Genomic DNA, 25,128 nt, shown 5'->3' with positions numbered 1-25,128 from the left:
CCTAATTGAAAATATGATGAAGCTTAACTGCAGCCCATACTGTTGCCGCAGTTTAAGCATTTATAGCACGTACCGCTTCTTACTGTTATATGCCCGCAGGTATTACATGCCGGCGCGTCGCTCTGCATACTCTTCATATGCTCGCTCACGGCGTTGGCTGAAGCCCGCTGGGCTTTACCGGGTTGCACAGAGCCTACCACTCTTACATCGCTTAGCTCAGGCTTGGGCGCATATTCCAAACCGGTTGGCACATCATCCCAATCATCAGTGCCCAAATTTCCTATCTCCGGTTTATCCAACACATGCACAAGGTCTGTTCTTCCCAGGTATTCATATGCAAGGCAGCGGAATACAAAATCCACTATGGATGTGGTAGACTTGATATTCGGGTGATCTACCATTCCCGCCGGCTCAAACTTGGTGAATACAAACTTCTCTACAAACTCTTCCAACGGCACGCCATATTGCAGGCCTACAGAAATAGATATAGCAAAACAGTTCATTAAACTTCTGAGTGTTGAGCCTTCTTTTGCCAGGTCAATAAATATTTCACCCAATGTGCCATCACCATATTCACCGGTGCGCAAAAACAGCGCCTGCCCGTTTATCTTGGCTTTTTGTGTAAAGCCGCGACGTTTAAGCGGCAGGGTTTTTCTTTCCACGATCCTTGAAAGCTGGCGCTTAAGCTTGGTATCTGTAGATGCCTGCATACGCTTATGCAGTTCATCCAGCAATTCTTCCACTGTAAGCTTACCCATATCAATCAACGGGCTTTCCTGCGCGGCTGCTTCTTCTTTTACTTCAGCTTTATCTTTTGATTTTTTACTGTCGCTTTTATTGCTGAGTGGCTGGCTCAGTTTTGAGCCATCACGATATAGTGCACAGGCTTTTAACCCAAGCTTCCAGCTAAGCATATAGCTGTCTGCTATTTCTTCAACGGTTGCTTCGTTGGGCAGGTTGATGGTTTTTGAAATAGCCCCGCTGATAAATGGCTGTGCCGCGCCCATCATGCGGATATGTCCGTGTGCATGAATATATCTTTCACCCTTCTTACCACATTTATTGGCGCAATCAAAAACAGCGTAATGTTCTTTCTTTAAATATGGTGCGCCCTCAATGGTCATGGTGCCGCATATATAATCATTTGCCGCTTCAATTTCTTCAGGAGTAAAACCAAGCGCTTCAAGCAGGTTAAAATTCCAGTCGTTGTACTGTTCGGGTGTAAAGCCGAGCCTTTCGAGACAGGGTTCACCTAAAGTAAACTTGTTGAATACAAAACCGATCTCAAATGCTGAAGCAAGCGCCGCATCCAGCTTTTTAATTTCTTCTGCTATAAATCCTTTTTCGCTCAATGTTTGCGGATTAATAAATGGCGCTCCGGCAAAAGCTGCTGAACCCACCGCGTATTTGATAATGGCGTCTCTTTCCTTTTCACTATACCCAAGATTTTTAAGCGCCTGCGGCACAGATTGGTTGATGATCTTAAAATAACCGCCACCACTGAGTTTTTTGAACTTTACCAGCGCGAAATCAGGTTCTACACCGGTTGTATCGCAATCCATTACCAAACCAATAGTACCTGTTGGCGCGATAACAGTTGTTTGCGCATTGCGGTAACCATGTTTTTCACCAAGCTCAACCGCGTCGTCCCAGGCCTTGCAGGCTGCTTTCAATAAATAGTCAGGACAGTATTTTGCATGTATTCCCTGCGGTTTAATGCTGAGTTGCTCATATTCGTCGGCATCATAAGCTGCCAGGCGGTGATTGCGCATCACCCTCAGCATATCTTCTTTGTTCTCTTCATATTTTGCAAAAGCGCCGAGATGTGCCGCTATTTCAGCAGAAGTTTTATAAGCTATACCTGTCATGATAGCGGTAATAGCACCAGCAATACCGCGGGCTTCTTCACTATCATAAGGAATCCCGCTTACCATCAGCATTGAGCCGAGGTTTGCATAACCAAGCCCCAACGTACGATAATCGTATGATAGCTGTGCTACTTCTTTTGAAGGAAATTGCGCCATCAGCACAGATATCTCCAATACCGTGGTCCATAAACGAACGGTGTATTCAAAACCTTCTACATCAAACTGGTTGGTTGCTTCATTAAAGAACTTACGAAGATTTACAGAAGCGAGGTTACATGCAGTATTATCCAAAAACATGTATTCGCTGCAAGGGTTGGAGGCCCGGATACGACCACCTTTGGGGCTGGTATGCCATTCATTTATTGTGGTATCGTATTGGGTACCCGGGTCTGCACAACGCCAGGCTGCATATGCAATCTGATTCCATACTGCGGTGGCAGGTATTTTTTTCATTATCCTGCCATCAGTACGGGCTTTTAATTCCCAGTCTTCATTATGCTGTAGTTTTTCAAAAAAATCGTTTGGAATACGTATTGAATTATTTGAGTTTTGCCCGCTTACTGTTTTATATGCTTCTCCCTCATAATCAGATGCATAGCCGGCAGCTATCAGCGCAGCTACCTTATTTTCCTCTTCTACCTTCCAGTTAATAAACTCCATTACTTCCGGGTGGTCAAGGTCGAGACAAACCATTTTAGCCGCCCGCCTGGTAGTGCCGCCGCTTTTTATAGCGCCTGCAGCCCTGTCGCCAATCTTCAAAAAGCTCATTAATCCGGAGGAAGTTCCACCACCGCTTAATTTTTCATTTTCACCACGGATATTGGAATAGTTGGTACCTACACCGCTCCCATATTTGAAAATGCGTGCTTCGCGAACCCACAGATCCATTATACCGCCATCATTCACCAGGTCATCTTCCACACTCAATATAAAACATGCATGAGGCTGGGGGCGTTCATAAGCTGAAGTAGATTTTTTTAATTGTCCGTCAACCGCATCAACATAATAATGTCCCTGCGGCTTACCTTTGATACCATAGCTTTCATATAAACCTGTATTGAACCACTGCGGGCTGTTGGGCACGCAAGCCTGGTTAAGAATACAGTATACTAACTCCTCGTAAAATATTTTGGCATCTTCCGCAGACGCAAAGTAGCTGTTCTTTTCGCCCCAAACCTTCCAGCAATTGGCCATGCGGTGTGCTACCTGTTTTGCGGAAGTTTCACGTCCTGATGAACCATCCGGCTGAGGAACACCTGCTTTACGGAAGTATTTTTGTGCGAGAATATCGGTAGCTATCTGGCTCCATTGCTTAGGCACTTCCACGTTCTTCATCTCAAACACTATCTCACCATTTGGATTGCGAATAACCGAAGTACGGTAGTCATATTCAAACTGGTCAAATACATCTGCTCCTTCACGGGTAAAGAAACGTTTATACCTCAGTCCTTTGCTTTGTTTTTCGCTGTTCATAATGTAGCCGGAATTAATCGGGTTAAACTTGTATTATCAAATGATAAGAAAGCGAAAATATCAGGCTTAATTGTGTTATCAAACCTGTAAATATTAACAGTCTGTGGATAAGTGCCGCATATGCAATACGGCATTGTATTAGCTGTTTTTTACACATTATGATGATAAAAAAACTTGGATTTTAAGGAGTTTTTTTATAAATAGTAGAAGCCCTTGAGTAGTTTTCCGAAGGGTATTGTTGCATTTACTAATTCCGCCCTGAAGGGCGGGGCAATTGAAGCTGAACATATATAATACCCTGAATTGCTCCCCGGATAATTAAAATATTTTGACAGAACCTACTTGAATTGCCCTGTCCTTCAGGGCGGGTAATGAATTTTTTTGCATTTTTGCAAATACGGAACAATACCAGTATGCATGATGAGCAACCGCATTTATCAATCCATAACAGAAAAAAAGAAAGCCGGGAAAAAGTCCTTTGCGGTACTCATTGACCCCGATAAGGTAGATGACGCGAAAATCAGTGAATTGGCGGAGCTTACCGCCCTGGCGGAAGTTGATTATTTACTGGTAGGCGGCAGCCTTGTTATCAGCAATCACCTGGATGAAGTGGTAATGCAGATCAAACAGCAGAGCAATATTCCTGTGATCCTTTTCCCGGGTACCTCCTCTCAAATAACACCGCATGCAGATGCGCTTTTATATCTTTCGCTTATCTCCGGGCGAAATCCCGAATTATTGATAGGCCAGCATGTTATTTCCGCGCCGGCGGTACGAAAGAGTGGTCTTGAAATTATTTCCACCGGTTATATGGTAATTGACGGTGGCGCGCCAACAACCGTATCCTATATAAGCAATGCCACGCCCATACCTTCCAACAAAAATGAAATAGCCATGTGCACGGCTATGGCCGGCGAAATGCTGGGCATGAAACTGATTTATATGGATGCCGGCAGCGGAGCGCAAAAAAGCATTACAGAAAGCATGATCTCCAAAGTAGCGGGCGTTATAGATGTTCCGCTGGTGATAGGCGGCGGCATAGCTGATCCTGAAAAAGCGTACCGCAACTGCAAAGCCGGTGCCGACCTGATCGTAGTAGGCAATGCCATCGAAAAAGACGCCTCCCTTATCATGGAAATGAGCGCTGCCGTACACAGCGTGCCTTTAAGGGTATAATTTTACATTTGATTATTAAAATTTCACATAAAAAAGTCCCCTGCAACTGAAAAAAGTATTTTCTTTGCATCGTCAAAATTTTTAATCAAAGTATAGACATACTGAAATGCAAAAAAATCTCACCACAGTAATCGCTGATGCGGCACAAAACGCCGCTACATTGCGTGGGGTTTTTCCTGTTCTGCCTGGAGCAGTTTTTTTCTGTCCACCAATCCCCTTCAGGGTACGACGTTGATACCCAATCCAGAACTTTATCGTTATCACAGATAACGCCGGAAGCTGGCACTGTTTCAGCCTTACCGGGAAAGTAACCAGTTTACGTACTATCTATTCAGTTTATCAGTATTAAAAGAATGAAAACCCAGGAACAATTTAAGATACTCGTTGCCAATGAAAGTCACCTCGACTTTGCACAAATAATTTGTGATGAAATGGCTTCTTCAGCCAAAGCCCGCGGAACGGGTATAGCTAAAAGAAGCCCCGAATATATACAGCAGAAAATGAGGGAAGGCAAGTCTGTAATCGCTTTTAGCCACGATGGCATTTGGGCCGGATTTTGCTACATAGAAACATGGAGCCATGGTGAATATGTGGCAAATTCAGGATTGATCGTAGCGCCTGCCTTCCGGAAAGGCGGACTGGCACGCGGTATTAAAAGAAAAATATTTGAGCTGAGCAGGAAATTGTATCCTGAATCAAAAATATTCGGGCTTACTACAGGGCTTGCGGTAATGAAGATCAACTCAGAGTTAGGATACGAACCCGTAACCTATTCAGAGCTTACACAGGATGAAGCCTTTTGGGCCGGATGTAAAAGCTGTGTGAATTATGATATACTGATGAGCAAGGAAAGAAAGAATTGCTTTTGCACAGCGATGTTGTATGATCCCAAAGATCATTACGAGCCTGAAGAAACCAAAGAAAACTTTCAGCAGCACTCCAAATTATACGAACGCTTTATGCGTATAAAAAAATGGAAGTTGCTTCAACCTTTCCTGAAAAAGGATAAAGAGGAAAAAGCTCCCAGGAAAAACATGAAAGCAGTGCTGCATTACTTTTTTAACCTGTAGTGAATTGGATTTTTCCATTACACGTTATAAACCAACTACACAACAATGAAAAAAATAGTTCTTGGCTTTAGTGGCGGACTTGACACTTCCTATTGCGTAAAATACCTGAGCGAAGACAAAGGATATGAAGTGCATTCCGTTATTGTAAACACCGGAGGTTTCAGCGACGATGAATTAAAGAAAATTGAAGAACACGCTTATACCTTAGGTGTAAAGACCCATACTACCGTAAATGCTGTAAAATCTTACTACGACAGCATTATTAAATACCTGGTTTACGGAAATGTATTAAAAAATAATACTTATCCATTAAGCGTAAGTGCTGAAAGATTAAGCCAGGCCTTGCATATTGCAGAGCATGTTAAAAAACTCAATGCTGATGCCGTTGCGCATGGCAGTACCGGAGCGGGTAACGACCAGGTGAGGTTTGATATGATATTTCATATTATAATACCCGGTGTTGAGATCATTACGCCGATACGTGATTTGAAACTGAGCCGTGAACAGGAAATTGAATACCTGAAGAACAAAGGTGTGCAGATGAATTTTGGGAAAGCGGTATACTCCATCAACAAAGGCTTATGGGGAACCAGCGTGGGTGGTAAAGAAACATTATCTTCAAAAGGCCTGTTGCCTGAAGAAGCCTGGCCCACACAGGTAACAGCTACGGATAGCCGCGAAGTGAAGCTGAGTTTTGTGAAAGGTGAATTAAAAGGTATTGACGGTAAAACTTTTGCTCATCCAACGGAAGCCATACAATATTTACAATCTATAGCCGGGCCCTACGGGATTGGCCGCGATATACATGTAGGCGATACCATTATTGGCATTAAAGGACGTGTTGGTTTTGAAGCTGCCGCGCCGATGGTAATTCTTAAAGCGCATCATGCATTGGAAAAACATGTGCTTTCCAAATGGCAGCTGAACTGGAAAGATCAGCTTGCACAGTTTTACGGCAACTGGTTGCATGAAGGGCAGATACTCGATCCTGTAATGCGCGATATAGAAGCATACCTCAGCAACTCACAGCAAAACGTAACAGGGGATGTGTTTGTGCAACTGCAACCTTACCGTTTCCAGGTTATTGGCATTGAGTCTCCATACGATTTAATGAACAGCAGGTTTGGTAAATATGGTGAGATGAATACCGGTTTTACCGGGGATGATGTGAGAGGATTCAGCAAAATATTCGGTAATCAGACATCCATCTATCAACTGGTAAAGCAGGATGCAGACGGTAAGTAAATATCAGCCGCTTGCTCATTACCAATGGGGAAATTCATGTGATGGATGGATACTTGTTGATGCAGAAACACTTTCTGTAAAACAGGAAAAAATGCCACCTTTGGCCTCAGAAGCGCTTCATTATCATAAAAAAGCGCAGCAGTTTTTTTACATACTCAGCGGCACAGCCACTTTTGAGGCGGATAATAAAATATATACTGTCCGACGAGGAGAAGGATTTCATATTTTACCCGGCATTATACACCGGGTTTGCAATTATGCTGCGGAGCCTCTTGAATTTTTACTAAGCTCCCAGCCTTCTACTAACAACGACAGGTATAATATCATTTGACATGCAAAAAATTAAAGTTGGAATAATAGGCGGAGCAGGATATACGGGCGGCGAACTGATAAGGTTGCTCATTAACCACCCTGCCGCGGATATTGTTTTTATAAACAGCCGCAGCAATGCAGGCAAACCGGTTTCGGCTATTCACCAGGATTTACTGGGAGATACCGAGCTGTTTTTTTCTGATGATCTTTCCGCATTAGGCGGCGGCGTTGATGTAGTGTTTCTTTGCCTCGGGCACGGTGAATCAAAAAAATTCCTGGAGGGAAATACCATAGCGGATAATATAAAGATCATTGATCTTGCCAATGATTTCCGCCTCAGCAAACAATCGGTTATTGGTAACCGTAAGTTTGTATATGGTTTGCCCGAACTGAATAAAGCGGAAATAAAAACCGCGCAGCATATTGCCAACCCCGGCTGCTTTGCCACAACCATACAATTGGGCTTACTGCCGCTGGCAAAAGCAGGGTTGCTGGAAGAAATATATACCACAGGTATAACCGGCAGTACCGGCGCAGGCCAAAGTCTTTCTGCTACTTCGCATTTTAGCTGGCGTGCCAATAATATACAGGCATATAAAACATTAACGCATCAGCATCTTGGCGAAATAGGCGAGTCATTAATGCAATTACAATCCAAAGGAACGATTGATTTGAATTTTGTGCCCTGGCGTGGTGATTTTACAAGAGGGATTTTTATCAGCTCTACCGTGCATTGCAATCTGAGCGCTGAAGAGCTCAAAATACTGTACAAAGATTTTTATAAAAACGCGGCTTTCACCTTTGTAAGTGATCAGCCTATATTTTTAAAACAGGTAGTAAACACCAATAAAGCCATTATTCAGTTAGAGAAAGTAGGCAGCAAGCTGGTAGTACATTCCATAGCTGACAATTTATTAAAAGGCGCAAGCGGCCAGGCGGTACAGAATATGAACCTGATGTTTGGGCTTGCTGAAACGGCTGGACTGAGGCTGAAAGCGGCGGGATTCTGAGAAAGGCAGAAGGTTTTGCACACTTTCCTGATAATGCTTCAGGATCATTAAATGAAACAAGAGCAATGCTGATTTCCTTTATAAAATTCATACGACGATGAATACGTTTTTTATTACACCCCCGACCTTATACCTTAACTACTCTTAACTCCTTAATGTTTTAAAAATATGAACCATTAAGGCATTAAGAAAATTAAGAATGAACCTTTATCACAAACTAAATAACTCAAACATACCATGAACTTATTCGACGTATATCCCATCAACAATATCTCCATTGTAAAAGCAAAAGGCTCTTATGTGTGGGATGATAAAGGAGAACAATACCTTGACCTCTATGGTGGTCACGCGGTAATATCTATCGGCCATACACACCCGCACTGGGTGCAGCGGATCGAAGATCAGTTAAAGAAAATAGCCTTCTACAGCAATTCCATAAAAATTCCTTTGCAGGAAGAGCTGGCAACAAGGCTTGGCAAACTATCGGGCAAAGAAGATTACCAGTTGTTTTTATGCAATAGCGGCGCTGAAGCAAATGAAAACGCGTTGAAACTGGCTTCTTTTCATAACGGAAGAAAAAAAGTAGTTGCCTTCAGCAAAGCATTTCATGGCAGAACATCTTTAGCCGTATCTGCAACAGACAACAAAAACTATATAGCGCCGGTTAATGAAACGGATAATGTGGTCTTTCTTCCCTTTAATGATGAACAGGCATTAGAAGATTATTTTGCAAAGCATGGTGACAAAATTTCTTCTGTTATTATCGAAGGTATACAGGGCGTTGGCGGCATTAATGTAGCCAGCGAAGATTTTCTGAAAAAGATCAGGAGCTTGTGTGATAAATACGGCGCAGTATATATAGCAGACAGCGTGCAATGTGGTTATGGCAGAACAGGTAAATTTTTCAGTCATGATTTTGCAGGCGTTAAAGCAGATATATATACGATGGCGAAAGGTATGGGCAATGGTTTTCCGGTTGCAGGACTTATTATCGCGCCGCATATCAAGCCAAAGCATTTCCAGTTAGGCACTACCTTCGGCGGTAACCATCTTGCATGTGCCGCGGCTATTGCAGTTCTGGAAGTATTGGAGTCAGAAAAATTATTAGGCAATGCGGTGATGGTTGGCAAATATTTGAAAGAAGCATTAAGCGAAATACCACAGATACAGAATGTAAGAGGCCGGGGGTTGATGATTGGATTTGATGTGCCGGAAGAACTAAAAGATCTTAAAAAGAATTTATTGATCAATCAGAAAATATTTACCGGTGAAGCTAAACCAAATGTTATCCGGTTATTACCTTCACTTGCATTGAAGAGAAGGGATGCTGAAGATTTTATTGAGGCATTGAAAGAAGAGATTGGAGTGTTGGAAACGGTATGAGGAAGTGAATGAGCAATAGTGAATAGTGAATAAAGCTTATCACTTACCATCTACCACTTATCACTTTAAAATCAACTACATTGAAACAGTTTATTTCCGCCCGTGATGTTAGCGACATTAATGCTTTTGTAAAAAAAGCGTTGGAGTATAAAGCAAATCCATTTAAGGATAAATCACTTGGCACAAACAAACGCATTGGATTATTATTTCTTAACCCAAGTATGCGCACACGCCTGAGCACACAGATAGCGGCACAAAACCTGGGCATGGAGCCGATAGTATTTAATGTAGGCAGTGAGGGCTGGGCACTGGAGTTTGAGGATGAGGCCATCATGAGCGGTAATAAGGTGGAACATGTAAAAGATGCAGCTCCGATTATGGGAAAGTATTTTGATATACTTTGCATCCGTACATTTCCGTCGTTGCAAAACCGTGAAGACGATTACAGTGAACTGTATATAAAGCAGTTTATTAAATATTCAGACATACCGGTGGTAAGTCTTGAAAGCTCCACATTACATCCATTGCAGAGTTTTACAGATATCATTACCATAACAGAAGTGCTGCAAAACCGCAAACCGCAAACTACAAACCATAAACCCAAAATCGTTCTCACCTGGGCGCCGCACGTAAAGGCATTGCCGCAATGTGTTTCCAATAGCTTTTCACAGTGGGTAAATGCATGGGGTGAAGCAGAATTTGTAATAACCCATCCTGAAGATTATGAACTGGATGAACAATTTACAAAAGGCGCTACCATTACCCACAACCAGGAAGAAGCGCTGAAAGATGCGGATTTCGTGTACGTGAAAAACTGGAGCACTTATAATGATTACGGTAAAATATATTGTAACGATCCGGAGTGGATGCTCACTAACGAAAAATTAAAATTAACGAATAATGCAAAGGTTATGCATTGCTTACCGGTGAGAAGAAATGTGGAGTTGAGCGATGAAATATTAGATGGAAGCAACAGCATCATTACACAACAAGCATCAAACAGGGTTTGGGCTGCACAAACTATACTCTCTGAAATTCTGAAAACAAAATAATGGATAAAGTTTTTGTTGTAAAGATTGGTGGAAATATCATTGACGATGAAGAAAAGCTGAAAGCTTTTCTTCAATTATTTGCCCATATTACTTTATCAAACCAGCTTGTGTTGATACATGGTGGCGGCAAACTTGCCACCCGCCTTGCCGAAAAAATGGGCGTTGAGCAGCAAATGGTAGATGGCCGGAGAATTACAGACGCAGAGACACTGAAGATCGTAACAATGGTGTATGCCGGGTATATTAATAAAAATATTGTAGCGCAATTGCAGGCAAATGGTTGCAATGCTATCGGATTAAGCGGCGCCGATGGCAACGCAATACTTGCTCATAAAAGAATTAGCAAGAATAATATAAATTATGGTTTTGCAGGAGATGTGGATGCTGTGAATGCAGATTTCCTTCACGGGCTGCTGCAACAAAATATAAATATTGTGTTAGCGCCGATCACGCACGATAAAAAGGGGCAACTGCTCAATACGAACGCCGATACCATTGCCCAGGAAACCGCTAAAGCATTATCCAAACATTATGATGTTTCATTGATCTATTCATTTGAAAAGAGTGGCGTGCTGCTTGATGCGGATGATGATGATACTGTTATCTGTAAAATAAATCCTGCGTATTATGCGCAATTAAAAGCTGAGCAAAAAATTTTTGCCGGCATGATACCCAAGCTTGACAATGCATTTGCCGCGCTTAACAGCGGTGTAAAAAAAGTCATCATCGGAAAAGCAGAGGCACTGCCCGGTTTAATTAATGGTTCTTCAGGAACAACTATAATAAATGAGTAATACAACAGCCATATTATATGAAGGTGCTGTCAGCTTATTAAAAGCGTTGATTGCAACACCCTCTTTCAGCAAAGAAGAAGATAAAACTGCGGATATACTCTGCCACTTTTTTGCGGAGAAAGGTATTCCGCATTTCCGCATCGGCAATAATATATATGCCTCCAATAGGTTTTTTGATGAAAGCAAACCCACCATTTTACTCAACTCTCACCACGATACGGTAAAGCCAAACCAGGGATATACGATTGATCCTTTCGCCCCGATTGAAAAAGACGGCAAGCTATACGGATTGGGAAGCAATGATGCCGGCGGATGCCTGGTATCGCTGGCTGCAACCTTTCTATATTATTATGACCAGTCAGGCCTGAAGTATAATCTCGTATTTGCAGCCAGTGCAGAAGAAGAAATATCAGGCAGGAATGGTGTTGAACTATTATTTCAAACACCGGCTTTTAATCCTGAGGGAAGAAACTGGGCTTTTGCTATCGTGGGTGAACCAACCCAGATGCAGATGGCTGTTGCGGAAAAAGGATTGCTGGTGCTTGATTGTGTAGCCACGGGCAAAGCAGGTCATGCGGCAAGGAATGAGGGCGAGAACGCTATTTATAAAGCTATAAAAGATATTGAGTGGTTCAGTACATACCGGTTTCCGAAAGTGTCTGACCTTTTGGGCCCGGTTAAGATGAGTGTTACTGTTATCAATACGGAAAACAAAGCGCACAATGTAGTTCCCTCCCACTGTTCATTTGTGATTGACATCAGGGTAAATGAATTATATACATTTGAAGAAATACTTGATATCATTAACGCCAATACTAACTGTGATGCACAACCGAGAAGTGTAAGAATGCGGTCTTCTTCCATATCGCTTGATCACCCTGTAGTAAAAGCCGGGCTTGATTTGGGAAGAACATATTACGGCTCACCCACTACTTCCGATAAAGCGCTCATCCCGTTTAGCGCTCTTAAAATTGGCCCGGGTGACTCCGCGAGAAGTCATACCGCGGATGAATTTCTTTTTGTTGAAGAAATAGAACAGGGCATACAATTATATATAGCATTGCTGGAGAAAATTTTATAGCTTAACCGGTTCGGAAATTTTCAAACCTCAAACATATCAGGGTATAAAATATCTATTGATTCGCTGCACTTGCTTAAAAAAATTTCAACACCTCTTCTTTTATTCTTGATTTTCCCTAATTTTAAAGCATAAACAACTGCTTTATTCCACATGACAGAAAATTTCCCTGACATACCAATTTCGGGAAATGATGAACAATACAATGTAGCTATTGGGTGCATCTGCAATCAATATCGGGTAAAATTGTACCGGATGGCGCTCAAAGTAGTGAAGTCTCCACAAACAGCAGGCGATATTGTACAAAACGTATTTCTGAAATTATGGGAATACAGAACACAGCTTTCCGCTATTCATAATATAGAAGCATGGTTGTATCGTGTTACCAAAAATGAATTAATAGATTTTTTGCGTAAAACCGCTGCAGATAATAAGCTGAAGCATAAACTATGGGAAGCTATGCATGCTGCAACTTCCGATACAGAAGAGCAGGTAGATGGAAAGTATTGCAGGCTCATTATTGACCAGGCTGTAAATCTGCTTCCTCCCCAGCGAAAATTAATATACACGCTTAACCGGGACAAAGGGTTGAATTACCAGCAAATTGCCGATAAATTAGCTATATCAAAGCATACTGTAAAAAATCATTTATCCCTTGCGTTACGTTCTATACAGCAATTTGTATCAGGCAGCATGGGATTGATATTGCTTTACCTTTTCAGGTAAAATTATTATTAAAAAAAATTCCAGCCTGATTAGGAACATCGCCTCGTTGCTTCGTCATATTTTATTATATAAGATTGCCCGCTCATATTTAAGTCAGTTACAATGCAGGAACGGATACAATATTTATTTAAAAAATTTTTGAATAATACCTGCTCAAAAGAGGAATTTGAAGAAATATTCGCATTTATTAAGATGGCGGAGTCAGATAATGAAATCCGTGCCCTGTTAGATGCAACACTCGCAGTGCATGAAACAGCGAATACAGATCCGGAAAAAGCAAATGTATTTGTTAACCGCAGTGGTGAGATAGAAGCGCTTTTGAATGACCCGTTGCAATTACCCCGGCAACGGAAACGCGGTAGCCGGAAATTGATATGGTACAGCGCGGCAGCCTGCACATGTATTATGGCGTTTATGTTGTGGGTAAATAATGGCGGTAATGCTAAAAATCGTACCGGGGAAATAGTAAGAGCGAGCATTAAACAGGCAACAGAAAAATCACAATACAGGCATCTTTTGCTACCGGATAGTACAGAAGTGTGGTTGAATGCAGCCAGCGAACTGGAATTCCCGGAAAAGTTCGGCAATGATAAAAGGGAGGTGCTGCTGACCGGTGAAGCTTTTTTTGATGTGAAGCATGCGGATAAAATACCATTTATCATATACACAGGCAAAGTGAGCACGGTGGTATTGGGAACGGCCTTCAATATTAAAGCCTATCCCGATATGGATAAGATAACGGTATCGGTTAAACGGGGAAAGGTTCAGGTTAAATATGTTGATAAGCCCGTAGCTATGCTGGGCATTGGGGAGCAGGTTAGTATTGCTGTAAACGACAGTACTGTAAAAGAAAAAAAACTGGATGAAATAGAAGTTTCAGCATGGCAGCAGGGTAAGCTGGTATATGATGATTATACGGTAGAAGATATTACTAAGGACCTGGAAAGAGTATTTAACAGCAAAATACAGGTTAAGAACGATACGATAAGAGACCTTAGGGTTTCTACTTCATTTGATAAAGAAACAGGGCTTGAAAAAGCATTGGAAATATTGTGCAGGCTTACTGATACCAAACTTATTAAGGAGAATAATATTTATTATATAAAATAGTAAAACATAATGTCACCACCATAAAAAATAAGGACCGCAACAGTTCGCACCTGTTACGGCCCGGAGTTTAAAGTAAATCTTATTTCAGAATTTTTAAACCATCCAAAACTATGGGTTTTAATTGGAAGAAGCATAGTGTACTTTCTCTATGTATTCAAAAATTTCGCTTCCTTTTTCCGTCTGCCGGGGAAGTAAAAATGAAAGTGATTCTTATGAGAGCATGTTTAATGATTTTGATGTTGACTATCAATGGGGTCCTGGTTGCCGGAAATACTTCCGGGCAGGATTTGAGTAATATCAAAATTTCAGTAGAGCTTAAAAATGTATCGCTGAAAACAGCCATCAGAAAGATTGAAGCGTTAAGCCATTTATCCTTTTCTTACAAAACCAGCGATGTAAGCACATACAACGGCATCAGCTATAGCGCTGCTCATACAGGGCTCGATAAAGTATTATCCGGTATTCTTGAAAATACAGATTTACAATATGAAGTAGTAAACTCCAATATCATTATTAAAAAAAACAAAATTACCGCAACATATTCCGGCATGCAGGATTTAAATATAATACAGGCCGACGGAGGAATAAAAGGACGTGTAACTACGACCGCCGGTGAGCCTGTTCCTAACGCAACTGTAATGTTGCTTGGAACGCAAAAAGTTTCTGTAGCCAACGACAATGGCGAATTTATTATTAGCGGTGTTAAAGCCGGCAGTTATAAGCTGCAGATATCTGCGGTTGGTTTTGGAACGATCACCCAGAATGTTACCGTAGCAGATAATGCCATAGCAACAGCAGATGTGCTGATGCTGGAAGATAAAAGCAACCTTACAGAAGTAACAGTTACCGCGCTCGGTATTAAAAAGGAAAAACGCTCCTTAGGTTATGCTGCCCAGGAGGTGAGCAGCGAAGCGCTTTCTGCAAGCAAGCAGGTTAATGTGGTTAATGCTTTACAGGGTCAGGCGGCAGGCTTACAGATCAATTCCGGTGGTGGCGCTCCGGGACAGGGCGCGAAAATTATATTGCGTGGTATTAACTCACTTGATGCAAACAGGGATTTTCAACCATTATTTGTTATTGATGGCGTACCTATTGATAACTCAACGGATGTTGCCGATGGCAGCAGCCTCTTGGGAATGAGCAACAGGGCTGCCGATATAAATCCTGATGATATTGAAAGCATCAATATATTAAAAGGCGGGGCGGCAACAGCCTTATATGGCTTGCGTGCTTCAACGGGAGCCATCATTATAACTACTAAATCCGGAAAGGCAGGTAAGTTAAGAGCTGGTTATACTTCTACCTACAGTGTAGATGAGATTAACAAATATCCCGACACACAAAAAAAATATACTCAAGGATGGTTTGGTGAATATGACCCTAATAGTTTTTGGTCTGCTTACGGGCCAACAGTTGAAGAAGCAAAAGCTATTGACCCAACACATCCTGATGAATTGTTTAATAATTTTAAACATGGTTATAAAACAGGAAACTCTTTCCGTAATACTTTAACCTTAACCGGGGGAACAGAAAAAGTAATACTTAACGCAGCTTTCTCTCATTTTAACCAGGAAGGTATTATGCCTTTTACTGATTATAAAAATTACTCTGCCAAAGTAGGAGGAGAATTAAAATTTTCCGAAAAATTCAGAATGGGAATGTCAGTAAATTATATAAAATCTGGTGGACGACGCGGCAACTCAGATCGCTATAATGAAGTACTCACCTACTATGCCCCCCGTTGGGATATTTGGGATTATATTAAACCAGACGGTACTCAAAAAACCATTGTTGGTGCAGACATCGATAATCCCATTTATCTTTTGTATGGTAAAAAATATGTAGATGATGTAGATCGGGTTATTTCCAATGCAAACTTTACTTACTCACCGGTTAAATGGTTGGATATTAACTATAGACTGGGGATAGATATTTATAATGATAACAGAAAACAAACTACACCTGGAAAGTTTGGTTTTGTTGATGAAATTTATCCCACTTCTGATTTTGGTTTTGGAACTATTATGACTTATGGGATTAATAACAGAATTATTAATTCTACATTAATGCTCAATTTTAAAAACGATATCGGAGAGCATTTGCAGTCTTCTTTTAAAATCGGCCACGACCTTTTTGAGTCAAGAAGAAGCTCCGTTTATGTACAAGGTGATACGCTGGTTGAACCAACATTTTATAATTTGAATAACGCCAAAAGGGTTACTTCAAACTTTTATCAGAAAGACTATCGCATCATTGGTTTGTTTGGAGATTGGACTTTAAGCTGGGATAATTTTCTGTATCTGACTATAACCGCAAGAAACGACTGGACATCTACACTTTCAAAAGCCAACAGGTCATTTTTTTATCCATCTGTAAGTGCAAGTTGGGTTTTTTCTGAAAACTTTAAATTACCTGAATGGTGGTCGTATGGAAAGTTTCGCTTCTCTGTAGCAAAAATTGGTAAAGATGCACCACCGTATGCCACATCGGAAGGGTATAGTCCTGAATTGCCACTTACAAATGGCGCTATACCTTTTTCATTGTATAATACAAAAGGAGATGCAAATCTTCGTCCCGAATTTACCACATCATATGAAGGTGGCATTGAATTAAAATTTTTAAGAAACAGATTTGGCCTTGACTTCACTTATTATAACAATACCAGTAAAGACCTGATTATTCCTGTAAATGTGCCGGTAACCAGTGGGTATGAAAGCATTTACCTCAATTCAGGGAGTATAAGAAATAAAGGGGTTGAAATAAGTTTATCAGGAACACCGGTGCAAACAAAAGACTTTAGCTGGGATCTGAGAATAAACTATACAGCCAACAGAAATAAAGTATTGTCAATCTATCCTGATCTTACAGAAATGATCATGGCAAGTCATTATGGCTATCTGAGTGCAACTGTTACGCAGAAAAATATTCCCGGTCATCCTGTAGGAGATCTGTATGGCAGAACCTATAAGCGCTATTTTGGTAATGATACAGAAGACCCCACCGTTTTAGACAGAAGCCGTCCGATAGTGATTGGTTCAAATGGATTTCCTGTATTAAACCCTGCATCAAAACAGCAATACATTGCCAACTCCCAACCTAAATGGATAGGCAGTCTTAGCAGCACACTTCGTTACAAAGGATTAAGTTTATATTTTTTATTTGACGCACAACAAGGTGTTTACAGGTATAACCAATTTGCTAATTTCCTTGCTTCCTTTGCATTACAGAAAGGATCAGAAAACCGCAACGACGTCATTGTTTTTGACGGGGTGCTGGCTGATGGTTCAAAAAACACAAAGGCTGTTTGGTTGGGTCAGGGTGTAGGCCCCGATGGAGTAGACTATGGCAATGGCTATTATAGAAACTATTATCGTGGTGCATCAGAAACATTTATAGAAGACGCTTCATGGATCAGGTTACGCACGCTATCATTGGGGTATACTTTACCATCCTCATTGATGAAGCAAAGCGGGTTTATTGAAGGCGCTACGCTCACCGCTACCGGAACAAATCTTTGGCTCAATACTAAATACAGCACTTTCGATCCTGAGTCAAGCTCATTCAGTTCGGGAAGTGTAGTAGATGGTTTTGCAGGATTCACCTATCCTGCTACACGCAGTTTTATTATTTCATTAAATCTTAACTTCTAAAACCACAAACAATGAAAAAGATACTTAATATAGCATTACTGGCGGTTTTAGCATTAAGTTTTTCCGCATGCGAAAAATACCTTGACGATAAATTTGAAAATCCCAATCTTGTTAGTGAAGCACCTATTAATCCATTATTTGCGACTGCAACTTATGGAACGGCAATGAATGAATATCGTCTCGGATATAATGTTTCTTATTTAACGCAGTACCAGTCATCAAGTTCACAAGGAAGTGATGCAGATATTTATAATGAAGTAGATTATTCTACTACGTGGAGAAATTTTTATTCAACCATGATGAACATTTCAGAAATGAATAAGCTCGCTGAAAAAACATCTGCGTATTATCATTTAGGTGTTGGGAAACTTTTGATGGCATATAATCTTAACATGCTGATTACCGCATTTGGCGATGTGCCCTATAGCGAATCTTTAAAAGGGTTAGATGAACTTACACCTGCATTTGACAACCAGCAAACGCTGCACGCTACTACTTTGCAATTGGTAGAAGAGGGCATTACCAACCTGGAAAGAACCGATGCATTAGCGGAGATAGATAAACCAAGTGATGTAATACATGGAGGTAATGTTGCAGCATGGCTTAAAACGGCTTATGCAATGAAGGCCCGCTTCTTAAATCAACTATCAAAAACAGGCAGCTATAACAGCACCGACATATTATCTGCCTTGGAAAGTGCTTATGAATCAAATAATGATGATGCAACAGCAACTGCATTTGACGGATTAAGCCCCTGGAATAGTGTGGCAGTGGATAATGCTAACCTTAATCTTGACGGGTGGCTGAGTACTAATATTGTAAACGCGATGAATGGCACAACGTATGGGGTATTTGACCCAAGATTGCCGCTTATTGCTACCATAACAAAATTTGGAGATTATAGAGGTACCCGCAATGGCGCGGGAAGAATTGGTACAGGTACCGATGATGAAGAATCCTATCTTTCTTTAGATGGATTTTATTCCAAAGGAGGAGCGCCATTACAATTGGTTACTTATGCAGAAATGAAATTTATTGAGGCAGAAGCAGCCTTCAGAGCCGGCGATAAGGAAACTGCTTATAATGCCTACCTGGCTGGCATAGCCGCTAATATGGATAAAATAGGCGTTAGCTCAGCAGATAAGCAAACTTATATCAACGATCCGGTTGTAAGTGTCGGCAAAGATAATATTACACTTAAGTTGATTTTTAAAGAGAAGTATATTGTCATGATGCTTAACACTGAATCATGGGTTGATATGCGCAGGTTTGATTATGATTATGATGGGTTTGAAATGCCGTTAAATGCAGCACTGCCTGATTTTATCCGTCGTCTTGCATATCCTTCTGTTGAGATCAGCCGCAATGGACCAAATGTTCCGGAAATTTCAGGACTGGACGAAAGACTTTGGTGGGATATGTAATCTTTCTTTTCATGAAGCATTTTTTAGGAAATTAATAGGGATATTTCTAAACTTTCGACTTGCCCGTTGTAGCGAATGCAAGGAGATACTTTTGGACTGAGAAAGTGATAAAGTTGAAAGTATGGTAAACTATTATGTATAAAAAATAATGATAAAAGATTATATTTATTTTAGTTTAAATTTTATTTATGAAAACATTTTATTTAATAACCATTTTAATACCTGCTTTACTAACATTCAATGGGCATTCTTCTAATGAACCTATTAAAGTATCCCATGTAATATCAAAATCTCATAGCGAGAAGTTTTGTGCTCCAACATTTTTCTTTTATAATCAAACTTCATACACTGTGTCTAAAATTATAATATCATACGTGGATTGCACTACTAGTAAAACTTTTAATAATCCTGTTTTCCCATTTTCTTATTTGAATAATTGCGCAGGACCTTGCAATGTTCGATTTATTTTTCAAGGTTCTTCTGGTTCAGAAGGTTCTATTGATGTTACCAATTTTTCAACACACATAGCCAATGAACCATTTGAGATTCCTCATTTATCTGTTGTATCCTTTGATGCTAATTGCTATCTTGATTATCAGATCAAAGTCATATATTGATCTTCTTTCTTTTTTAAGAATGAAACTAATTTGCAAAAGATAATGTTATTTAGTAATGGTTTTTTTACTTGTTCGTTAAAGTTCTAAAATCATTAAAATAAATACACCTCAATTTAATAATAGCAAAGCTTATTATGCAAAAAGCCAGCCCTGCAAAGGGCTGCTTTTTTTACCGCATTGGTAGTGTTAAGGAAAGCGTGAAACAACAGAAATGAGAATCTCACATTTGTCATTTCACTTCTCACGAAAAAAAATAAATATTCTTATGCTTCGTATTATCATACCCCTATTTGTATTTATTTCCTGTATTATTCAAAACAACAGTTTTGCCCAGTCATTTTCTTTGGAGTCCGCGCTCTCCTATCCTTTTCCTTCAGAGCTTACTGCGGCATCGAACGGTTCAAAAATTGCTGTAGCGATCAATCAAAAAGGACTTAGGAATATTTATGTGGCAGAAGCCCCGGATTTTGCATTGCGGCAACTTACACATTACACTGTTGATGATGGACGGGAAATTACCGGCATCACATTTACGCCGGATGGGAACCGTATTATCTACACACTCGGAGGCGACCACGGCGCATTTGATGAAACTATTCCCCGTAACCCGTATGCTTATACTACAGCTCCTAAAATTCAATTGTATAGTATAAGCTTTGCAGGAAGTGAATCCATGCTGCTGGATGAAGGTGATGATGCCGCTGTTTCACCGGATAGTAAAACAGTGGTGTACATAAAAAACAACCAGGTTCGCGTAGCCGCCACCGATGCTTCTGCTGCACCGCGTAATTTATTTTATACAAAAGGCAACGTAGGAGGATTACAATGGTCGCCTGATGGAAAAAAATTATTGTTCACCGTTTTTCGCGGTGATCATTCTTTTACCGGCATATTCAGAGATTCCGCTTCTCCCATACAATGGATAGCTCCGGCATTTGCCCGCGATCAGTCACCGAGGTGGTCGCCTGATGGTAAGCATATTGTTTTTGTAAGACGACCTGCCGCCGGTGGCAAGCCTGATTCGTTAACTGCTCCCAAACATGAGCCATGGTCGTTGTATACTACAGATGTTATAACAGGAAAGGCTACACGAATATGGAAAGCGCCTGAAACACTACGCGGTTCTGTGCCGGCAACCAATGGCAGGTATAACCTGCACTGGGCTGCGGATAACCGCATCATATATGTTTCGTATGAAGATGGTTGGCCACATTTGTATTCCATTCCTGCCACAGGCGGAAAACCAACCCTGCTTACACCGGGCAGTTTTATGGTGGAGCATGTGCGGCTTAGCCCTGATAAGAAATGGATTATATTCAGCACCAATACCGGGCCTGATAAGAATGATTATGAACGCAGGCATATTGCCTGTGTGCCTGTTGATAAAGCTGCCATGGAAATAATAACGCCGGGCATAGGTATTGAAACCTTTCCCGTAATTACAGGTGACGGAGCAACCATTGCTTTTTTCAGTGCAACTGCGCAACGCCCGACTGCACTGGCAGTAATGTCATTTAATGGGAAAAGCCCCAAACTCGTTGGTGAATCACTGATACCAAAGCAATTTCCTTCAGCTCAGTTTGTAATGCCCCGGCCGGTAATTTTTAAAGCCGGTGATGGCAAAACAGTATATGCTCAGTTATTTGAGCCGGCAAATAAGCTCGGTAAAAAACCGGCGATAGTATTTATACATGGCGGCCCGCAGCGGCAAATGCTGCTGGGTTGGCATTATGGCGATTATTACGCTAATACCTATGCGCTTAATCAATACCTGGTGAGCAAAGGGTTTGTGGTGTTATCTGTAAATTACCGGTTAGGTATAGGGTATGGCTATGAATTTCAAAATCCCGGTAGTGTATGGAATAATGGCGCGTCAGAATACCTGGATATTAAAGCGGCAGGAGAATGGCTGACATCACAATCTTTTGTTGATGCAAAACGTATTGGTGTATACGGAGGATCGTATGGCGGTTTCCTTACCGCTATGGCACTGGCTAAAGATTCAAAACTATTTGCTGCCGGAGTGGATATTCATGGTGAGCATAACCTGATGGTATTTGCTCCTGAAGTTACAAAGCTGGAACAGGCACCTGATGCTGAGCTGTCACGAAAACTTAGCTGGCAATCCTCTCCTGTGGCGTATATTGATTTATGGACTTCTCCTGTATTAATTATGCATGGCGATGATGATGGCAATGTTCCGTTTAAGCAAAGTGTAGACCTGGTGAGGAGATTTGAGGAAAAAGGGTTTACTGATTTTGAAACACTGGTCATCCCTGATGAAACCCATCACTGGATGAAGTTTTCCAACCAGCTGAAAGTAGATGAAGCGGTTGCGGAATTTTTGATACGGAAGGTGGGAGGGAAGAAATGATTAGTCAGAATGTAGTATCAATGTATTTTAAATGAATGTTACCAGTAACCGGGTTAGCCGCCTTTTTTTGTCTGGTTCCACCGAAGGCGGAATTGAAAAAATGCGAGGCATATTTTTTCAAAAGGCAAAAAGCAGCGGCGTTCCGGTTACGCAGCCCGCCGGCTGCGGAGGCAAAAAAGTATGAATGCATGTAACCTTACCTTCTTAATCCTATTATAATTATTTTAAAAAAATGAAACAATACAAAATAATACTATTGCTGCTGCTTTCTATAAAACTCATAACAGCGCAGGATAAACGAAATGCATTACCGCCAGGTTTAGATGCCTATATAACCAAAGTGCTGCAAACATTTGAAGTACCGGGCATGAGTGTTGCCATAGTAAAAGACGGACAAGTGTTGCTTGCCAAAGGCTATGGAGTTAAAAAGGCAGGAGAAACGGCACAGGTGGATGCTAATACACTATTTGCTATCGCTTCCAACTCAAAAGCTTTTACCGCTACCGCGCTGGCAATACTGGTTGAAGAAGGAAAGCTGAAATGGGATGAGCCGGTAGTGAATTATTTGCCATGGTTTAAAACAGCTGATACCTATATCACTGCCAATCTTACTGTTCGTGATCTGCTGGTGCATCATAGCGGTATTCCCGCTTATGCAGGTGACCTCATGTTATTCCCTCCTTCCAATTATTCCCGGCAGGAAATTATCCGCCGCATCAGGTATATACCTTTCGTTAATGGCTTCAGAAGCACATACGCATACGACAATGTTTTTTATCTCGTAGCCGGAGAAGTGATTCATGCTGTTTCGGGCCTGGAATGGGAAGAGTTTATCAGGACAAAAATTTTTAGCAGGGTAGGCATGACCGGTAGTATGTCAAAAATCTCATCTTTCAAAGCCCAGCCTAATATTTCGGCTGCGCATTTCAGGCTGAACGGGAAAGTAAAAGACATTCCCGGCGTATATGATCAGATGATGGGAGATGCGGGCAATCCTGCCGGTGGCGTGCTTTCTAATGCCAATGATATGGCCAAATGGCTGATCACCCAGCTTGACTCAGGACGTACTATAGACAAACAGGTTTTGTTCAAACCTTCTACTGCAAATGAGCTCTGGAAGATTGTCCGCCCGATGCCTGTTTACAAAGCAGCGGAAAGTATTAAGCCATCACAGGCAAATTTCTACGGTTATGCGTTAGGATTTCGTGCGCTGAACTATGGAAAATACAAACTGGTCATTCACGGTGGTAAGCTTGATGGTTTTGTGTCGCAGGTAACCATGGTGCCTGAACTGAACCTTGGCATCTGCGTACTGACCAACCAGGAAACTACAGGCTCTTACTGGTCGGTGATCTACCATGTGCTGGATTATTATATGAACAACAAACCCTTTAACTGGATAGCCGGTTATAAACAAACGCTTGATTCTGCGCTTGCCAGGCTTGCAACCACTCAGCAAAAGGAAATGATAAAACGGGATTCAGCAGCCGGGGCATCATTATCACTGGAAAAATATACCGGTACTTTCAGGGATGAGTTATGCGGTGATTTCACGATTACCCAAAACGGCGATAAAATGATTTTTCAATTTGATTTCAATCCACAGCTGATTGCTGATGTAGAGCATTTTCACCGGGATGTTTTTATCGCACGTTTCCGCAATAAAGATCTTAAAGCTGATGCATACCTGAGTTATGCATTAAACCCTGATTTAAGTATAGACCAGATAAAGCTGCAACTTATTGATCCTGATTCTGATTTAAATTTTTCCGCACTCCGTTTAATTCCTGTAAAGAAAAGATAATGAATACGATGAAATATTTATTTACAATACTAACAACTGCATTTATATGTCATTCATCTCCGGCAAAACCAGTAAATGACACCAGCGCCCTGCGAGAAAAAATATCGAATATATTTTCACAGTTCCCTGAAGCAACATTTGGAGTAGCTTTTAAAAACCTGAACACGTCAGCAACTTTTTTCTGGAATGCTGAAGACATCTTTCATTCGGCCAGCACCATGAAAACACCGGTAATGATAGAAGTATATAAACAAGCCGCACAGGGAAAATTTTCCGTAACAGATTCCATGCTGGTGAAAAATACTTTTTCAAGTATTGTTGATGGCAGCACATACTCTCTTGATTCAACAGACGACAGCGAACACGATCTCTATCTCCATATAGGGAAAAAACTACCAATAAGAGATATTGTTTTCAGAATGATAACCGTAAGCAGCAATCTAGCCACCAATAATATTATTGAGCTGGTTGGTGCAAAAAACGTAACCGCTACCATGCGCAAGCTGGGTACAAAAAATATGCAGGTGCTCCGTGGTGTGGAAGACAAGAAAGCATTTGAAAAGGGCCTGAATAATATTACTACTGCTTATGATTTAGTGCTTGTAATGGAAAGTATAGCAAAAGGAACTGTTGCTGATAAAAGATCTACCGACGATATGCTGGATATATTACTGCACCAGCGGTTTAAACGGGTAATTGGGGGTAAACTTCCGGCAGATGTAAAAGTTGCCAACAAAACAGGCGCTTTCAAAGGTGTGAGGCATGATTCAGGAATTGTGTTTTTGCCCGATGGAAGAAAATATGTGATTGTATTATTATCAAGGGGAATAGAAGATGATGAAAAATCCGCGGCGGCATTGGCGGAAGTGAGCAGGCTGGTGTATGAGGAGGTGACAAAAAAGCCTCTCCCGGCCTCTCCAAAGGAGAGGTGAAGCCCATCCCGGCCTTCCCAAAGAGAAGGA

Annotated in this window: 18 protein-coding genes; 17 read left to right on the top strand and 1 reads right to left on the bottom strand. The window is 41.2% G+C overall.

The genetic code is table 11. The features are described from left to right. Positions 1 to 23: 23 nt before the first annotated feature. Positions 24 to 3,341, bottom strand: coding sequence for a vitamin B12-dependent ribonucleotide reductase (locus tag DC498_RS16370; RefSeq protein WP_116875258.1), 3,318 nt, complete (start codon positions 3,339 to 3,341; stop codon positions 24 to 26). Positions 3,342 to 3,758: 417 nt separating this feature from the next. Here DC498_RS16370 and DC498_RS16365 point away from each other — a divergent pair, with 417 nt between their 5' ends. The 17 genes from DC498_RS16365 (at position 3,759) to DC498_RS16290 (ending at position 25,098) form a co-directional block, all read left to right on the top strand. Beyond that, the gene (locus DC498_RS16365) at positions 3,759 to 4,517 is read left to right on the top strand and encodes a geranylgeranylglyceryl/heptaprenylglyceryl phosphate synthase (RefSeq protein WP_240628034.1); all 759 of its coding nucleotides are present in this window, start codon (positions 3,759 to 3,761) and stop codon (positions 4,515 to 4,517) included. Between the two features lie 353 nt (positions 4,518 to 4,870). Further along, on the top strand, positions 4,871 to 5,587 hold the full coding sequence (locus tag DC498_RS16360; protein ID WP_116875256.1) for a GNAT family N-acetyltransferase: 717 nt from the start codon (positions 4,871 to 4,873) through the stop codon (positions 5,585 to 5,587). A 45-nt stretch (positions 5,588 to 5,632) separates the two neighbouring features. Further along, complete coding sequence (locus tag DC498_RS16355; protein ID WP_116875255.1) at positions 5,633 to 6,832, top strand: argininosuccinate synthase; 1,200 nt, start codon at positions 5,633 to 5,635, stop codon at positions 6,830 to 6,832. Continuing rightward, a complete protein-coding gene (locus DC498_RS16350) occupies positions 6,816 to 7,163 on the top strand; it encodes a cupin domain-containing protein (protein ID WP_116875254.1) in 348 nt (115 codons plus the stop codon). The genes DC498_RS16355 and DC498_RS16350 overlap by 17 nt, the downstream gene beginning before the upstream one ends. Position 7,164: 1 nt before the next feature. Beyond that, positions 7,165 to 8,154 carry an N-acetyl-gamma-glutamyl-phosphate reductase gene (argC, locus tag DC498_RS16345; RefSeq protein WP_116875253.1) on the top strand — a complete coding sequence of 330 codons (990 nt, stop codon included), beginning with the start codon at positions 7,165 to 7,167 and terminating at the stop codon, positions 8,152 to 8,154. A gap of 237 nt (positions 8,155 to 8,391) precedes the next feature. Further along, positions 8,392 to 9,537 carry an aspartate aminotransferase family protein gene (locus DC498_RS16340; protein WP_116875252.1) on the top strand — a complete coding sequence of 382 codons (1,146 nt, stop codon included), beginning with the start codon at positions 8,392 to 8,394 and terminating at the stop codon, positions 9,535 to 9,537. 80 nt (positions 9,538 to 9,617) lie between these two features. Next, on the top strand, positions 9,618 to 10,589 hold the full coding sequence (locus DC498_RS16335; protein ID WP_116875251.1) for an acetylornithine carbamoyltransferase: 972 nt from the start codon (positions 9,618 to 9,620) through the stop codon (positions 10,587 to 10,589). Continuing rightward, on the top strand, positions 10,589 to 11,383 hold the full coding sequence (argB, locus tag DC498_RS16330; RefSeq protein ID WP_116875250.1) for an acetylglutamate kinase: 795 nt from the start codon (positions 10,589 to 10,591) through the stop codon (positions 11,381 to 11,383). The genes DC498_RS16335 and argB overlap by 1 nt, the downstream gene beginning before the upstream one ends. Beyond that, complete coding sequence (locus DC498_RS16325; protein WP_116875249.1) at positions 11,376 to 12,464, top strand: M20 family metallo-hydrolase; 1,089 nt, start codon at positions 11,376 to 11,378, stop codon at positions 12,462 to 12,464. Before argB ends, DC498_RS16325 begins: the two co-directional genes overlap by 8 nt. 150 nt (positions 12,465 to 12,614) lie before the next feature. Beyond that, on the top strand, positions 12,615 to 13,187 hold the full coding sequence (locus DC498_RS16320; RefSeq protein ID WP_116875248.1) for an RNA polymerase sigma-70 factor: 573 nt from the start codon (positions 12,615 to 12,617) through the stop codon (positions 13,185 to 13,187). 102 nt (positions 13,188 to 13,289) lie between these two features. After that, the gene (locus DC498_RS16315; RefSeq protein WP_116875247.1) at positions 13,290 to 14,297 is read left to right on the top strand and encodes a FecR family protein; all 1,008 of its coding nucleotides are present in this window, start codon (positions 13,290 to 13,292) and stop codon (positions 14,295 to 14,297) included. 212 nt (positions 14,298 to 14,509) lie between these two features. After that, positions 14,510 to 17,947: a SusC/RagA family TonB-linked outer membrane protein gene (locus DC498_RS16310; protein WP_206197648.1), complete on the top strand. Its 3,438-nt coding sequence runs from the start codon at positions 14,510 to 14,512 to the stop codon at positions 17,945 to 17,947. 11 nt (positions 17,948 to 17,958) lie between these two features. Beyond that, a complete protein-coding gene (locus tag DC498_RS16305; RefSeq protein WP_116875246.1) occupies positions 17,959 to 19,371 on the top strand; it encodes a SusD/RagB family nutrient-binding outer membrane lipoprotein in 1,413 nt (470 codons plus the stop codon). Positions 19,372 to 19,559: 188 nt separating this feature from the next. Then, positions 19,560 to 19,988: a hypothetical protein gene (locus DC498_RS26010; protein ID WP_133176873.1), complete on the top strand. Its 429-nt coding sequence runs from the start codon at positions 19,560 to 19,562 to the stop codon at positions 19,986 to 19,988. 265 nt (positions 19,989 to 20,253) lie between these two features. After that, positions 20,254 to 22,362, top strand: coding sequence for a S9 family peptidase (locus DC498_RS16300; RefSeq protein ID WP_116875245.1), 2,109 nt, complete (start codon positions 20,254 to 20,256; stop codon positions 22,360 to 22,362). 232 nt (positions 22,363 to 22,594) lie between these two features. Beyond that, a complete protein-coding gene (locus DC498_RS16295; protein ID WP_116875244.1) occupies positions 22,595 to 24,166 on the top strand; it encodes a serine hydrolase in 1,572 nt (523 codons plus the stop codon). 8 nt (positions 24,167 to 24,174) lie between these two features. After that, positions 24,175 to 25,098, top strand: a complete 924-nt coding sequence (locus tag DC498_RS16290) for a serine hydrolase (protein ID WP_165813867.1) — start codon at positions 24,175 to 24,177, stop codon at positions 25,096 to 25,098. Positions 25,099 to 25,128: the final 30 nt, after the last annotated feature.

The organism is Terrimonas sp., from assembly GCF_003075435.1.
GTDB lineage: Bacteria > Bacteroidota > Bacteroidia > Chitinophagales > Chitinophagaceae > Agriterribacter.
Note: the sequence above shows the minus strand (reverse complement) of the source record. Positions and strands in the feature narration are given on the sequence as shown.

Excerpts from the sequence above, each read along its gene's own strand:
- DC498_RS16295 (WP_116875244.1), top strand. The coding sequence starts at position 22,595 with ATGAAACAATACAAAATAATACTATTGCTGCTGCTTTCTATAAAACTC.
- DC498_RS16360 (WP_116875256.1), top strand. The coding sequence starts at position 4,871 with ATGAAAACCCAGGAACAATTTAAGATACTCGTTGCCAATGAAAGTCAC.
- DC498_RS16300 (WP_116875245.1), top strand. The coding sequence starts at position 20,254 with ATGCTTCGTATTATCATACCCCTATTTGTATTTATTTCCTGTATTATT.
- DC498_RS16315 (WP_116875247.1), top strand. The coding sequence starts at position 13,290 with ATGCAGGAACGGATACAATATTTATTTAAAAAATTTTTGAATAATACC.
- DC498_RS16320 (WP_116875248.1), top strand. The coding sequence starts at position 12,615 with ATGACAGAAAATTTCCCTGACATACCAATTTCGGGAAATGATGAACAA.
- DC498_RS16290 (WP_165813867.1), top strand. The coding sequence starts at position 24,175 with ATGAAATATTTATTTACAATACTAACAACTGCATTTATATGTCATTCA.
- argC (WP_116875253.1), top strand. The coding sequence starts at position 7,165 with ATGCAAAAAATTAAAGTTGGAATAATAGGCGGAGCAGGATATACGGGC.
- DC498_RS26010 (WP_133176873.1), top strand. The coding sequence starts at position 19,560 with ATGAAAACATTTTATTTAATAACCATTTTAATACCTGCTTTACTAACA.
- DC498_RS16310 (WP_206197648.1), top strand. The coding sequence starts at position 14,510 with ATGAGAGCATGTTTAATGATTTTGATGTTGACTATCAATGGGGTCCTG.
- DC498_RS16350 (WP_116875254.1), top strand. The coding sequence starts at position 6,816 with ATGCAGACGGTAAGTAAATATCAGCCGCTTGCTCATTACCAATGGGGA.
- argB (WP_116875250.1), top strand. The coding sequence starts at position 10,589 with ATGGATAAAGTTTTTGTTGTAAAGATTGGTGGAAATATCATTGACGAT.
- DC498_RS16340 (WP_116875252.1), top strand. The coding sequence starts at position 8,392 with ATGAACTTATTCGACGTATATCCCATCAACAATATCTCCATTGTAAAA.
- DC498_RS16365 (WP_240628034.1), top strand. The coding sequence starts at position 3,759 with ATGATGAGCAACCGCATTTATCAATCCATAACAGAAAAAAAGAAAGCC.
- DC498_RS16305 (WP_116875246.1), top strand. The coding sequence starts at position 17,959 with ATGAAAAAGATACTTAATATAGCATTACTGGCGGTTTTAGCATTAAGT.
- DC498_RS16355 (WP_116875255.1), top strand. The coding sequence starts at position 5,633 with ATGAAAAAAATAGTTCTTGGCTTTAGTGGCGGACTTGACACTTCCTAT.
- DC498_RS16325 (WP_116875249.1), top strand. The coding sequence starts at position 11,376 with ATGAGTAATACAACAGCCATATTATATGAAGGTGCTGTCAGCTTATTA.
- DC498_RS16370 (WP_116875258.1), bottom strand. The coding sequence starts at position 3,341 with ATGAACAGCGAAAAACAAAGCAAAGGACTGAGGTATAAACGTTTCTTT.